At 58.9% G+C, this 14,170-nt stretch carries 11 protein-coding genes; 7 read left to right on the top strand and 4 right to left on the bottom strand.

Annotation, left to right across the window (positions count from 1 at the left end; translation table 11 throughout):
- Window positions 1-7 precede the first annotated feature (7 nt).
- Window positions 8-622: a glutathione transferase GstA gene (gene gstA, locus QNH97_RS11785; protein WP_283556970.1), complete on the top strand. Its 615-nt coding sequence runs from the start codon at window positions 8-10 to the stop codon at window positions 620-622.
- 32 nt (window positions 623-654) lie between these two features.
- Here the strand turns inward: gstA and QNH97_RS11780 are convergent, their stop codons facing one another.
- Complete coding sequence (locus QNH97_RS11780; RefSeq protein ID WP_283557468.1) at window positions 655-1,557, bottom strand: LysR substrate-binding domain-containing protein; 903 nt, start codon at window positions 1,555-1,557, stop codon at window positions 655-657.
- A 93-nt stretch (window positions 1,558-1,650) separates the two neighbouring features.
- Here QNH97_RS11780 and QNH97_RS11775 point away from each other — a divergent pair, with 93 nt between their 5' ends.
- Window positions 1,651-2,634, top strand: coding sequence for a DMT family transporter (locus QNH97_RS11775; RefSeq protein ID WP_283556969.1), 984 nt, complete (start codon window positions 1,651-1,653; stop codon window positions 2,632-2,634).
- Between the two features lie 43 nt (window positions 2,635-2,677).
- Here QNH97_RS11775 and QNH97_RS11770 read toward each other — a convergent pair whose 3' ends face one another.
- Window positions 2,678-3,448, bottom strand: coding sequence for an EAL domain-containing protein (locus QNH97_RS11770; RefSeq protein ID WP_283556968.1), 771 nt, complete (start codon window positions 3,446-3,448; stop codon window positions 2,678-2,680).
- A 247-nt stretch (window positions 3,449-3,695) separates the two neighbouring features.
- On the opposite strand from QNH97_RS11770, the gene fnr reads away from it, so the two are divergent.
- Both fnr and QNH97_RS11760 read left to right on the top strand, forming a co-directional pair.
- Complete coding sequence (gene fnr / locus QNH97_RS11765; protein ID WP_283556967.1) at window positions 3,696-4,448, top strand: fumarate/nitrate reduction transcriptional regulator Fnr; 753 nt, start codon at window positions 3,696-3,698, stop codon at window positions 4,446-4,448.
- 263 nt (window positions 4,449-4,711) lie between these two features.
- Window positions 4,712-5,248: an Hsp20/alpha crystallin family protein gene (locus QNH97_RS11760; RefSeq protein WP_283556966.1), complete on the top strand. Its 537-nt coding sequence runs from the start codon at window positions 4,712-4,714 to the stop codon at window positions 5,246-5,248.
- Window positions 5,249-5,541: 293 nt separating this feature from the next.
- Here QNH97_RS11760 and QNH97_RS11755 read toward each other — a convergent pair whose 3' ends face one another.
- Window positions 5,542-7,908: a phosphoketolase family protein gene (locus QNH97_RS11755; protein WP_283556965.1), complete on the bottom strand. Its 2,367-nt coding sequence runs from the start codon at window positions 7,906-7,908 to the stop codon at window positions 5,542-5,544.
- 349 nt (window positions 7,909-8,257) lie between these two features.
- On the opposite strand from QNH97_RS11755, the gene QNH97_RS11750 reads away from it, so the two are divergent.
- Window positions 8,258-8,821, top strand: coding sequence for a GNAT family N-acetyltransferase (locus tag QNH97_RS11750; RefSeq protein ID WP_283556964.1), 564 nt, complete (start codon window positions 8,258-8,260; stop codon window positions 8,819-8,821).
- 22 nt (window positions 8,822-8,843) lie between these two features.
- On the opposite strand, the gene QNH97_RS11745 is transcribed toward QNH97_RS11750, so the two are convergent.
- Window positions 8,844-10,088, bottom strand: coding sequence for an MgtC/SapB family protein (locus QNH97_RS11745; RefSeq protein ID WP_283556963.1), 1,245 nt, complete (start codon window positions 10,086-10,088; stop codon window positions 8,844-8,846).
- Window positions 10,089-10,349: 261 nt separating this feature from the next.
- Here QNH97_RS11745 and QNH97_RS11740 point away from each other — a divergent pair, with 261 nt between their 5' ends.
- Window positions 10,350-11,273, top strand: coding sequence for a universal stress protein (locus QNH97_RS11740; protein WP_283556962.1), 924 nt, complete (start codon window positions 10,350-10,352; stop codon window positions 11,271-11,273).
- 60 nt (window positions 11,274-11,333) lie between these two features.
- Complete coding sequence (locus QNH97_RS11735; RefSeq protein ID WP_283556961.1) at window positions 11,334-14,111, top strand: cation-transporting P-type ATPase; 2,778 nt, start codon at window positions 11,334-11,336, stop codon at window positions 14,109-14,111.
- Window positions 14,112-14,170 lie beyond the last annotated feature (59 nt).

The following is a 14,170-nucleotide window of genomic DNA, read 5'->3' as shown; positions in this document are numbered from 1 at the left end:
GAGCCCCATGAAACTGTACTTTGCCCCCATGACCTGTTCATTGTCCCCACACATCGTGCTACGAGAACTGGGCATCGCCTTTGAATTGGTCCGGGTCAACAACCAGACCAAGCGAACCGCTGACGGGCTGAACTTCCTGGACATCAACCCCAAAGGCTACGTCGCCGCCTTGATGCTGGACAACGGCAAGGTGCTGACCGAGGGGCCTGCCATCGTTCAGTACCTGGCCGATCTTGTCCCAGGTAACGCATTGGCGCCGGCCCATGGCACCTGGGAACGGGTTCGTCTCCAGGAGTGGCTGAACTTCATTTCGACGGAGATTCACAGCGGTTGTGCGCCACTGTTCAACGCCGATATACCGGAGTCGACCAAGACAATCTTCAAACAAAAACTGTTCAAGCGCTTTGACTACCTGACCCTGGCCCTTGAGAAGCAAGACTACCTGATGGGCACCTTTGGCCTGGCCGACGGTTACTTGTTCACTGTTCTCAAATGGTTGCCGTTCTTCAATATCGATATCGAAAACTGGCCCGTGCTGACGGCATTCATGGCGCGAATCGAGGCGCGCCCCAGCGTCCGGGCTGCCATTACTGCAGAGGCGGCCACTTCACAGATTGAATAACGATTGGCAAAAAAGGACAGTCGAACGCGCCTTCAGCTATCAACTCGCAATTCATTTTCAAGCCAATCGATCAGCGCACTCACCTCGACCCGACCTTCCCCACCCGGCCGCCTGAAAACAGAGATTGCGTCCGGCAAGGGGACACTTTCTGCGCAAGGTCTCACTAAGGCGCCGCTTTCAATGAGCCTTGCGGCGGTTCGTTCCCACCCCAGCGCAATGCCATGCCCCTCGACTGCCGCCTGAAGCATCAACGGGTAGCTATCGAACACCCTGCCCTGGGAAGCGCCATCCAATGGCTGCCCAAACGCCTGTAGCCAGCCATCCCACTGCATCCAGTGCGGTGGCGTGGCGCGATAGTGCAGCAGGGTGTGGGATTGCAGGGCACTGACTGGCAGCCGCTTGGGGGTACGCAAGTAATGCGGACTGCACACAGGAAACACTTCATCAGCCGCAGTAAACGCCAGGATATGCGCACCGCTGGGCCGCCCCGTGCTTTGGAGCGCCACGTCGAAATGCTCCCTGAACTCAGTCAAGGGCCTGGTGGATGTAGCCACCTGGATCTCGATTTCCGGGTAGCGCTGGTGAAAGGTCGAAAGGCGCGGCCAGTAGAACGCTTCGCACAATTGGCACAGCAACACGACGCGGTTTTTAGCCGGCGATTGGCGAAGGGTGACGGCGCTGTCGCTGATACTTTGCAACGCCGTGCTCACCACACGGCCTAACTCGCGCCCTTCCTGTGTCAGGAAGACAGCGCGGTTACGGCGGCAGAAAAGCTTCAGTCCCAAATCCTCTTCAAGCCCTCGGATCTGCCTACTGACCGCCGCTTGGGTGATGTGCAGTTCCTCGGCGGCTTTGGAGAAACTCTCCAACCGCGCAGCCGCTTCGAAGGGCAGCAGACTGGCCAGCGGCGGCAATGACTTTCCAAGGGTATTCATAATCAGGGGTAATGCATCCAGGGCCGAGAACTCGTTTGTAGCATAGCCGCGACACTCGGCAACATAGGTTGAATGCCTTATGGATGTAAATGAATGCCCACCCCTCACTCGAACACCCTCGCCGGAGTCAGCCTTGCCGTCGTCGCTACGCTGAGCTGGGCGTTGAATTTCATTGCGCCTTACGTCACGGGTGACTACACGATCTACGACTTGATGGTCATACGGTTTTTGATTGCCGGTGCGCTGGGCGTGGGTGTCATGATGTTCTGTCGAGCCCAGCTTCGGCTCTTGCGCGGCGATCAGCAGGTGCTTGGTGCAAGCCTGGGTGTCATCGGATACCTGGGTTACAGCAGCTGTATTGCCGCAGGCGTCATCTTTGCCGGGCCGGTGCTGACGCCGGCGTTTATTGGCATGGTGCCGGTCTTGCAGGCCCTGCTCGGCAATGCCACGAACAAAACCCTTCAATGGCGAAGGCTGGCGATACCGCTGGTTTTTTTAACGGGCGGGCTATTGCTGTCGAACATCAGCAGCATCCATCAGCCCCTGAACGACCATGGTTCGTGGCTGACAGGCGTAATTTTCTCGATCGGTGCCGTACTCTTGTGGCTCGTGTTCAGTTGGTTGAACCAGGGCGCCCTGGACAATCTCCCGGCCGAGACATCAGGTGCCTGGACCGGTCTGATGATGGTCGGTGCTGGGATAGGAGCGTTATGTCTTTTGCCGGCGGTGCACGCACTTGATCTCCTCAAGCTACCAAGCCTGGGCTTCGGAATTTCCCTGGCGGGACATCTGTACGCCTGGGGTTTAGCTATCGCCCTGATGTCGTCGGTCGTCGGGGCCTGGGCGTGGAACGCAGCGTCCCGTCGCCTGCCCATGGTGCTTTCCGGGCAGCTGATATCCCTGGAGTCGCTATTCGCCACGCTACTGGGCTTGTTGTTTCATCACCGACTGCCAACACTTCCAGAGGCAGCAGGTCTTGCGGGTGTGCTTGTGGGTGTGGTGATGGCTGTTCGTATTATTCTGACGTCCACTGTCCCTGATAAAAGCGCTTGTGCCGCCGGCCCATGTCATGACTGAAACGCACAAAGTGAAATCACTTTCACCGACAACCCCATGATTTCTAGTCAAAGCTACCCACCGCAAGGCGACCGACCTCAGGCCGCGCGTACAAATACCCCTGCATCAGATCAATACCCATGCCTAAAAGCGTCGAGCTTTCTTCAGGGGTCTCGATACCTTCGGCGATGACCAGAATCCCCAAGCGTCCGGCGACCAGGATGATGCCTTCGACGATCGCCTGCTTGACCGAGTCTTGATCAATGCCTCGGGTCAGCGCCATATCAATCTTCAGCACCTGCGGCTGGAACATGGCCAGCAGGTTGAGGCCCGAATAGCCAGAACCAAAATCGTCGATGGCGGTGGTGAAACCTTGGCGCTCGTATTCCACGAAAATAGACTTGAGATGATCCGGGTCGTCCACTCTCTCGCCTTCAGTCACTTCGAACATGAGCCTTTCCGGCGGAAAATTGGTCAGGCGCGCCGCTTCCAATGTTGCCCTGATACAGGTTTCGGGCCGGTACACGGCGTTGGGCAGGAAATTGATACTCAGCAAGCAGTCCGGAATATCCAGGATGCCCAGCCTCGCGGCTTCTTCGATGGCCTTCACCCGGCAAGCCTGGTCGAATCGGTAGCGATTGCTGTCGTTCACCAGCCCCAGGATGTACCCCGCCGACTCGCCATTGAGGCCTCTGACCAGCGCCTCATAAGCAAACGCCGCGCGCGTTCGGACGTTGAAAATTGGCTGGAAGGCCATGGTGAAATCGAACCCCAACGCCTCATGGTTGCGGCACTCGGCACAGCCGAGCGATTGGAAGGAAGAGCCTTTCGTCATGATCGATTTCCGTGCCAGTAGTAGTACATCCCCGCAGCTGCAAGGAACTGTAGCAATACCACCTGAGTCGGTGCGGGTCGAGGATTCTGAAGCGCGACCTCTCTTATGCCCATTTTCAAATGCGCGCTAAGCGACGAATCATTATCCCTGCGGTTTTTCTCTAGCCGCGCGCCAATAGACAGTCGGTACTCATCAAACAGGCTCACCGCGTTTAACCTCTAACATTGCTTCAAAAGGAGGTTTCACTATGGCGGAGTCCAATTCCCAGCTGTTGCGCGTGCATACCCTCAAATCCGTTTGCTCCAGTTGCAGCGTGCTTGAACTGTGCCTGCCCATTGGGCTGACGTGCGGTGAAGTCGAGCGTCTCGATACCCTGATCGCCCAGCGGGTGAAGGTCAAAAAGGGGACGGTGCTTTACCGCACCGGCGATCCGTTGCGCTCGTTGTATGCGGTGCGGCTGGGCTTCTTCAAGACCAGCATCTTGTCGGTGGACGGTCGCGAACAGGTCACCGGGTTCCAGATGCAAGGCGAAATGCTCGGCTTGGACGCTATCAGTAACGATCATTACGCCTGTAATGCGATAGCCCTGGAAGACAGCGAAGTCTGCCCGCTGCCGTTCAGCCTATTGGAGAAACTTGCCCACGACTTGCCATCGTTGCAGCACAACCTCAATAAACTCCTTAGCCAGGAGATCGTACGCGACCACGACATGTTGCTATTGCTGGGCAACATGAATGCCGATGAACGCCTGGCGGCATTCATCTTGAACCTGTCACAACGGCTTAACATGCGCGGCTATTCCTCCAAGAATTTTGTGTTGCGCATGGGTCGCAAAGCCATCGGCTCCTACCTGGGCTTGCGCCTGGAAACCATCTGTCGAAGCATCGCCCACCTACGTCAGGAGGACCTGGTGGATATGCGTGGACGCAATGTGACGATTCTCGACCTGCCCGGTCTCAAGCAAAAGGTCACCGGTTGCCATCGTCACACTGAGCAGTGACAACAATCGCGTCCCTGCCCTGCCTCAACTCTGATCTAAGTCAATACCCCACAACGCCTTCACGCCAAGATTAATAGCCAGCATTCGATCCTTTTGCGTCAACGAAGGTGATCGAAACTCTCGTCTCAGAAAACTCAGCCGGTTGGATGCTCTGGTCCGGCCAACTGTCGTTGTAAAGCTTGCAAGCGTGCATTGATCCGTCCGGGTCTGCCCCTGGCAATGGCGCCAGAGGCGGTCCGGACATCACCAAAGAGGAAGATCAAATGTCCAATTCAGTGAAAAAAATGCCGGTCAGTACCGATAACAAAACACAGCAACCCGCCAAGGCGGATCCCTGGCATCCGCTGGAAAAACTCCGTCAGCAGGTGGATCACCTGTTCGATGATTTCAACCGAGGCACAGGGCTTTCTCCCTTCAGTCGCGGGCTGTTCGATGTCGAGCCCTTCTGGCGCCGCGAGTTCGCCACCAGCCTGCCGGCCGTGGACATCAGCGAGAAGGAAAAAAGCTTTGAAATCACCGCAGAACTGCCCGGCATGGACCAGAAGGACATCGAAATCCGCCTGGCCAACGGCAACCTGATCATCAAGGGGGAGAAAAAAGAAACCAAGGAGGAAAAGAAAAAGGGTTATCACCTGTCCGAACGCCATTACGGCTCCTTCGAAAGGGTGTTCAACCTTCCAAAGGGCGTCGATAGCGACAAGATCGAAGCCCAGTTCAGCAAGGGCGTGCTGACGCTGACTCTGCCGAAAGAGCCTGAAGCACTGAAGGCGGAAAAAGTCGTGCCGATCAAGGCTGACTGAAAGCTGGATACCCAGCCCCTCACCGGCCACCGACGAGGGCTTATTTTTGTAGCTGGGTTTATTTCAAGCTGAATGCAATGAACCTGTGGCGAGGGAGCTTGCTCCCGCTGGACTGCGCAGCAGGCCCTTTTTTGTGAGTGCTGCGCACTCAAGCGGGAGCAAGCTCCCTCGCCACGGGATCATCTACTTTCTTAGGTGAGCGACATTGCGCTCGATGGCAATCGTTCAGAATTCCACTTTGTCGCGGTATCCCGGCGAAGCGACGCAGCGTCGATGCCGCGGGCGTGTTGCGGTTATTGCGGCGTCGGCGTCCAGCGCCAGTCCAAGACTTCGGGCAGGTCCTGGCCATGCTCGATGAGGTACAGCTGATGTTTCTCCAGGGTTGCCCAGTAACGATCCCGGGCGCGCGCCACCAGTGGCTGCAACCGTGGCACGCGCTGGATGACATCGAGGGCCAGTTGGTAGCGGTCCAGGTGGTTGATGACCGCCATGTCGAACGGCGTGGTGGTGGCGCCCTCTTCCATGAAACCGCGTACGTGGAAGTTGTCGTGATTATGCCGTTTGTAGACCAGCCGGTGGATCAGCGACGGGTAACCGTGAAAGGCGAAAATCACCGGCTTATCCACGGTAAACAACCCATCGAACTCGGCGTCAGGCAACCCATGGGCATGCTGTTGCGGCGGTTGCAGGGCCATCAGGTCAACAACGTTTACGACCCGCACGCGCAGGTCGGGAACGTACTCACGCAGCAGCGTGACAGCCGCCAGGGTTTCCAGGGTCGGCACGTCACCGGCGCAGGCCATCACCACGTCGGGGTCTTCATCGTCCTTGCAGGCGAAAGCCCAGCGACCGATGCCGATCGAGCAGTGCCGGATGGCCGAATCGATATCCAGCCATTGCCACTCCGGTTGCTTGCCGGCCACGATCACATTGATGTAATCGCGACTCTTGAGGCAGTGACTGGCAATAGACAACAGGCAATTGGCGTCCGGCGGAAGGTAGATGCGCACCACGTCCGCGCTTTTGTTCGCCACCAGATCAATGAACCCAGGGTCCTGATGGGAAAAGCCATTGTGATCCTGACGCCAGACATGGGACGTGAGCAGGTAATTGAGCGAAGCAATCGGTCTGCGCCAGGGTATCTGGGCGGCGGTCTTGAGCCATTTGGCGTGTTGGTTGAACATCGAATCGACGATATGAATGAACGCTTCATAGCAGGAAAACAACCCGTGACGGCCGGTCAGCAGATACCCCTCCAGCCAGCCTTCACAGACCTGCTCACTGAGGATCTCCATCACTCGGCCTTCGCAATCCAGGTCTGTATCACCGCTTTCCTGCGCGGCCATCCAGGCCTTGCCACTGACTTCGTACACGGCATCAAGACGATTGGAGGCCGTTTCGTCGGGGCCAAACAAACGAAAGTTACCGGCCTGGAGGTTGAGCTTCATCACGTCGCGCACAAAACCGCCCAGCACGCGGGTGGCCTCGGCCTGGACACTGCCGGGCTCGGAAAACGCCAGGGCATACTCGGTAAACCGGGGCAGTTCCAACGGTTTCAGAAGCAAACCACCGTTGGCGTTGGGATTGGCCCCCAGACGCCGATGGCCGGTCGGCGCCAACGCAGCGATCTGCGGCCGTAACGTACCGTTGGCGTCGAACAATTCCTGGGGCCGATAACTCTCGAGCCATTGTTGCAGTAGCGTCAAATGCATGGGCTGGTCGAAATGGCTCAGCGGAACCTGGTGGGAGCGCCAGGTGCCTTCGACCTGTTGGCCGTCGACGAACTTCGGACCGGTCCAGCCCTTGGGCGTGCGCAACACCAGCACCGGCCAGAGCTGACGCTCCGGCGCACGCCCCGACGAGCGGGCCGTGCGCTGGATTTCGCGGATCTTGAGCAACATGCCATCCAGGGTCCTGGCCAACTGCTGGTGAACGGTGTGCGGGTCATCGCCTTCGACAAAATAAGGGTCGTAGCCGTAGCCATACAGCAGCGCCGAAAGCTCGTCTTCACTGATGCGCGACAGCAGCGTCGGGTTGGCAATCTTGAAGCCGTTGAGGTGCAGAATGGGCAATACCGCGCCGTCACGCCGGGGGTTGAGAAACTTGTTGGAATGCCAGCTCGCCGCCAACGTACCGGTTTCAGCCTCGCCGTCACCGATGACACAGGCCACGATCAGGTCCGGGTTATCGAACGCCGCCCCATAGGCATGGGCCAGGGAATAACCCAACTCCCCGCCTTCATGGATGGAGCCAGGAATCTGTGCCGAGACATGGCTGGACAATCCGTAAGGCCAGGAGAACTGCCGGAACAGACGCAGCATGCCGTTTTCGTTCTGCTCCACTGCGGGATAACACTGGGTGAAGCTGCCCTCCAGGTAACTCTGGGCAACGATGGCCGGGCCACCATGACCGGGGCCGGTGATCAGGATCATGTCCAGGTCGTGGGTCTTGATCAGGTGATTGAGGTGCACGTAAATCAGGTTCAGGCCCGGCGTCGTGCCCCAATGGCCCAGCAGGCGTGGCTTGATGTCGCTGCGTTGCAGCGGCTTGCGCAGCAAGGGGTTGTCCTTGAGGTAGATCTGCCCCACGGCCAGGTAATTGGACGCTCGCCAGTAGGCGTCCATACCTTCCAGTTGATCGGCGCCAAGAAAATCGCTCATCACGTCCTCCGCAAAAAACAGGTTGGCAGGTAAACCACCGAACCGTTATCGAACGGCTTGCCATGCCTGATTCTGCGACGAAGGAATGAGCCCGACTTGATTTATATCAGGACAAGGGACGCTAAGGTCATACAAGGCTCTTGCTTCATGCCCAGAGCTCGCCCGTGCTGCAAGCGTGCGCCCATCAAGGCCACAAACGGTTTGATCTGATTCAAGCTGCGGACCATCGACGAGCGAATACACGAGCACTGATCCAGATCATAATCGATCGTCGCAGCCGGCGTAGAACACTATCGAATGCGCAGCTTTTTGCCTCACCGCACGCTCACATCCGATGGAGGATTGCATCATGCTCACTGTCAGAGACCATAACGAACGCGCCGCTGCCATGTATGCCAGTATCAGTGGCAAGCACTGGATACAGGCACTGAAAGACGGCCGGCATGTACTGATCAGGCCGCTGAGGGAGGAAGACCGGCAGCGCGAATACGATTTCATCAAGCGCCTGTCACCCGAGTCGCGACACATGCGCTTCTTGGCGCAAATCAATGAGCCCGGCACAGCCATGCTCGATCAATTGATGGATGTCGATTGCAAGACTCGTATGGCCTACGTCGCCCTGGCCCATGACAACGGCCAGTTGATCGAGATCGGTGTCAGTCGCTATTGCGCGATCACCGAACACGAATGCGAGTGCGCCGTGACCGTCGCCGATCCTTGGCAACACCTGGGGCTCGGTACGTTGTTGATGGAACATCTGATCGATGTCGCACGCAAGAACGGGTACACCCAGATGTACTCCGTCGATGCTGCCAGTAATGCTGCGATGCGGGATCTGGCCCATAGCCTGGGGTTTGAGACCCGCACCGACCCCGACGATACCCGGCAGGTCATCCACCGGCTCTATCTTTAATCCCGGACGCTAGCGCGAGGCCCTACAGACTTGGGAGCATAAGCCCGGCCCACCACGCCAGCGTCACCAGGACCTGCCCGGGAATGACATACCCGGCGAAACCGCGCCCACCACTGAGCCAGGCCACCACGCATTTGCTCAGTGAGTTGGTGCTCGCCGCCATCAAGACCGGCACGGCGATGCCATCGGAGGGCAACAACCCGGCCTTGGCCAGAGAAGCGATGGAGGCTGTCGAGGAATGGGCGTCGGCCAGCCCACTGAAGATCGCCGTCACGATCACACCGGCCTGCCCGAACCCGTCGAGCATCGCCGAGGACAGGACGGTGATACCGGTCATCATGAGCGTCATCATTAACGCCAGCTTGAGACTGAAAGCTCCGCCTACCTTGATCTGCTCATCAACCTGCATCTTGGGACGATAAAACACCAGCACTGCGGCGTAGGCCAGGGTCATCAGCATGCCGCACAGCAACGGCCCCCACATCCAGCGCAACAGGGCAGGTTCCACTGCGCCGAGGATCAGCGCAATCTGCGCCAGCGTCGCCACGTTGGATAACACGGCGGCGGCACTCAACACCTTGAGGTTGCCCGGCTGCTTTGCGGCGATATTGCCCATGGCCGCAATGGTCACCGTCGCGGAGGCGAACCCCGAGGCAATCGCGCTAAGGGCGTAACCGTAGCGGGTGCCAAGGGTGCGAACCGCAACATGCCCCAGCGCCCCCACCGCCATCAGCATGACGGTCAGGGTGCAAATGGTGCGCAGGTTGATTGCGTTGTAAGGCCCGAGGAAACGATCCGGCGCCAGCGGTAGCACGACCAGCGCCGCGATCAACAGCACCAGGCCATCACGCAGTTCGGCCGCGGTCAATTGGCTGCGGGCAAAGTGGTGCAGCGGCTGGCGGCTGGCGAGCAGCCCGACCATCACCACGCCAATCGCGATGGCCAGGGCCGGAGCACTGACGCAGAGCGCGCCCAGGACCAATACCGCGAACAACGCCACCTCGCTGGTGATGCCGGGGTCTTTCTCAAGATTTCGCCAATACGCCGTCGTGACCAATGCTCCCAACGCGAGCACGACGAACCCGAGCAATAACGGTCCGCCGGCCCAAACCGTGACATACCCCAGCAATGAAGTGATGGCAAAGGTCCGCAGGCCGGCGAAGTCGCGCCTGTCGTCCTCGCCTTTACGCCGCTCGCGTTCAAGCCCCACCAGCAAGCCGATTCCCAGCGCAGCGGCAGCATTGGCAAAGCCCAGGGTTTCGGTCATGACGACGGCTCTAAGACGGGGGAATCCAGTTGTACCTTAGTTCAGGGTAGAACCCGAGGCTGCTTCGCGCTGGTTCTGGAAAAATTGACCCGGATCAAACGAAGCGCTATTGGCCGGTACCGCAGACACCGATACAGCCCTTTCGGCTGTGTTTGATGCAAATCAAGTTGTCGCCGCACGAAGAAGACATGATGAAACTCAGATACCACGCCGAGCGAACGGTCGCCCGGTGCCAATAGGTCCTTGCCCGGGAGGTTTGTCATGTCTACCCAATCGCGCTTGATGTTGGTCGTTTCGCCGCTGATGGAACACAGTCCAGCCTTCGACCGGGCAGCCGCCCTGGCCAAGGCCGAAGGCGCCGCGCTGCATATTGTCGCGTTCGACTATCTCGAAGGCTTGGCCACGGCTGGCCTGGTCAACGAGCAGGCGCTGGAAGAAATGCGCCTGGGCTACATTGAACGCCATCGGCACTGGCTGGAAGAACAGGCCAGGCCGCTGCGCAACCTCGGCATCGAAGTCACGACAGAAGTGGCCTGGGTCGAGCGGCCGCTGCAGGAGATCCTGATTCACCTCAAGGAACAGCCGATGGCAGCGCTGATCAAGACGGTGGACCCTGAATCCTGGTTCTCGCGCCTGATGTTCACGCCGCTGGACGTACATCTGCTGCGCGAGTGCGACGTGCCGCTGCACTTCGTCAACAAGGTCGCCCATGCACGTCCGCGCAAAATCCTCGCCGCCATCGACCCCTTTCATCAGGACGGGCGCTACGAAGGCCTCAACGACCGAGTCCTGAGCGAAGCCAACAAGCTGGCGCTCAGTTGCGATGCAACGCTGGACGTCATCTATGCCTATGATCTTTCGTCCATCACCGCTTCTGAATATGGTTTCGGTAGTGGCTCGATGTTCTTCTCCTCGACCCTCGCCCGACAACTCTATGAATCCCAAGCCGCAGCCTTCGATGAATTGGCCGAACGCAACGGCATCGCCCCGGAACAGCGACGCATGATCATGGGCGACCCGGCCAAGGTGCTGGCCAGCTACGCCGCGTCCCATGATATCGACGTCATCGTCGTGGGCCGCGTGCGCTACGGCACCCTGGACAAACTGATCGGCAGCACCGTGGAGGGCCTGCTGTACAAGATGCCCTGCAGCTTGTGGGTGATTGCCCCGCAGCAGGCCGACTGAAAAAAATCACCGCCGGTGGCGAATGCAACCAGGGCTCTGCGGGCATAGGGACACGACTTGATGAAGCGACAGGACAGCGCATTAACCCAGCAAGCACCGGCTCCCGCGGATACGCTGGCCTGGCACACGCTGCCGACCGAGCACGTACTCAAGCGGCTTGAGGCCAATGAACACGCCGGGCTGAACGAGGTTGACGTTCAAGCCCGTCTGGCGCGCACCGGTCCCAATCGCCTGCCTGCCTCCGCCCGGCGGCCAGCCTGGCTAAGATTCTTGCTGCAGTTTCACAACATCCTGATTTATGTGCTGCTCGGCTCTGCCGCGATTACGGCAATGCTGCAGCATCTGTGGGACACGGTGGTCATTCTGGCGGTGGTGCTGGCCAATGCAATCATTGGCTACGTCCAGGAAGGCAAGGCAGAAAAAGCGATGGACGCCATCCGGCAGATGCTGGCGCCGCGCGCGGCGGTGATTCGTGGCGGTGAACGCTTGAGTGTCGCGGGCGAGGCGTTGGTACCGGGCGATATTGTTTTGCTGGAGGCCGGCGATAAAGTCCCCGCCGACCTTCGCTTGCTGCACGCCAACAGGCTGCAGATCCAGGAAGCCATCCTGACAGGTGAATCCGCCCCCGTGGAAAAGCACACGGAACCTGTGCGCATCGGAGCAGCCCTGGGTGATCGAGCCTGCATGGCGTTCAGCGGAACCCTCGTGACTTGCGGCCAGGCCACCGGAGTCGTCGTGGCGACCGCCACCGCCGCCGAGATCGGGCGCATCAGTAACCTGCTGTCGGAAGTCGAGACACTGACGACTCCACTGGTCCAGCAGATGAACGTCTTCGCGCGCTGGCTGACGATATTGATTCTGCTCGTCGGCGGCCTGTTGCTCGTTTATGGGCATTTTGTCGGCCATTACGCATTCAACGAGATTTTCATGGTGGTGGTGGGCATGTCGGTAGCCGCCATACCCGAAGGGCTGCCCGCCGTACTGACCATTACCCTGGCGGTCGGGGTTCGCGCGATGGCCCGTCGTAATGCCATCGTGCGTCGCTTGCCCGCCATCGAAACACTGGGCTCGGTATCGGTCATTTGCACCGACAAGACAGGCACCCTCACCCGCAACGAAATGATGGTTGCGTCGGTTGTCACCAGTGACCTCACGTTTACCGTCGATGGTGCGGGTTATCAGCCGTCGGGAAACATGAACCTCGCCGATCAGTTGATCGACACCTCGAATCACCCCACGTTAGCCGAGCTGGGGCGTGCCGCCGCACTCTGCAATGACGCCGTATTGAGGCTGCACGAAGCCACATGGAAGGTCGAGGGTGACCCCATGGAAGGCGCGCTACTGGCGTTTTCCGTCAAGGCCGGAATCAATGGCGAGGAAGAGCGACACACTTGGCCGCGCACTGATGCCATTCCGTTTGACGCCAAACACCGTTTCATGGCGACGCTGCACCACAACCATGAACGACAAGCCTCAATCTATGTAAAAGGTGCGCCGGAACAGATCCTGGCCATGTGCGCACAGCAGCGTGGCAGTGCTGGCGCACCAGAGCCGCTCGATACTGACTATTGGCACAAACAGGCAAACGCCATCGCGAGTAAAGGTCAGCGAGTGCTGGCGTTTGCGGTCCGGTCCATGCCATCCGACCACACCGTGTTGGAGTTTGGCGACGTCCAGGGTTCGCTGACCATGCTTGGCATGGCAGGCATGATGGACCCGCCTCGCCCTGAGACGATCCAGGCCGTCCAGCAATGCCAGGCCGCCGGTATCGCGGTGAAAATGATCACAGGGGATCACTCCGGCACTGCCGCCGCCATCGGAGCCCAAATCGGCCTGCAGAATCCCGAGAAAGTACTGACGGGCATCGAGCTGGATGCAATGAACGACGGCACGCTCAAAGAAGCGCTCAAGGACGTGAATATCTTCGCCCGCACCAGCCCCGAGCATAAGCTGCGACTGGTGATGTTGCTGCAGTCCAGTGGCATGACCGTGGCAATGACCGGCGATGGTGTCAACGATGCGCCAGCGCTCAAACGCGCCGACGCCGGCATCGCCATGGGTGACAAAGGCAGTGAAGCGGCAAAAGAGGCGGCGGACCTGGTGCTGGCCGATGACAACTTCGCCTCCATTGTGGCCGCTGTGCGCGAAGGCCGGACTGTCTACGACAACATCAAGAAGGTGCTGAGTTGGACGTTGCCCACCAACGCGGGCGAAACGATGACCATCGTCGTCGCGTTGCTGTTTGGCTTTACGCTGCCCGTGACACCCATACAGATCTTGTGGATCAACCTGATTACCGCAATAACACTGGGTATCGCCCTGGCGTTCGAACCGACCGAAGAAAACACCATGCGCAGGCCGCCGCGCTCAAGGAATGAGCCTTTGATCAGCGGTGCCTTGATCTGGCATATGGTGCTCGTGTCGATTCTGTTTCTGTGCGGTGTCTACGGCATTTTTACTTATGCGCTGGAGCGGGGATACCCGGTGGAGTTGGCCCGCACCATCGCCGTCAACACACTGGTGGTGATGGAAATATTCCACCTGTTCTTCATTCGCAATCTTTACGGCACGTCCCTGACCTGGAAAGCCGTTCGAGGTACCCCAGTCGTGTGGATGACCGTAGCGGCGGTCACCTGCGCTCAGTTCGCCATCACCTACGCGCCGCCCCTGCAAAAGGTGTTTGCCACTCAAGCGATTCCCTTTATGGATGGGCTGTTGATTATCGCGGTGGGCGTCGCGCTTTTTGCGGTCATCGAAACTGAAAAGCAGATTCGGCTCCGATTGTCCGAACCCAAGGGTGCTACGCTCTTGGTGGGGCAGAGCCCGAAGCTGCACTGAGCATTGCGGATGGCAAGGTGTTCGGCCAGCCGTTTCAAGTTACTGAGAGAGGATCCGGA

This window comes from Pseudomonas sp. G2-4 (assembly GCF_030064125.1).
GTDB lineage: Bacteria > Pseudomonadota > Gammaproteobacteria > Pseudomonadales > Pseudomonadaceae > Aquipseudomonas.
This window is presented reverse-complemented; position numbering and strand designations above follow the sequence as displayed.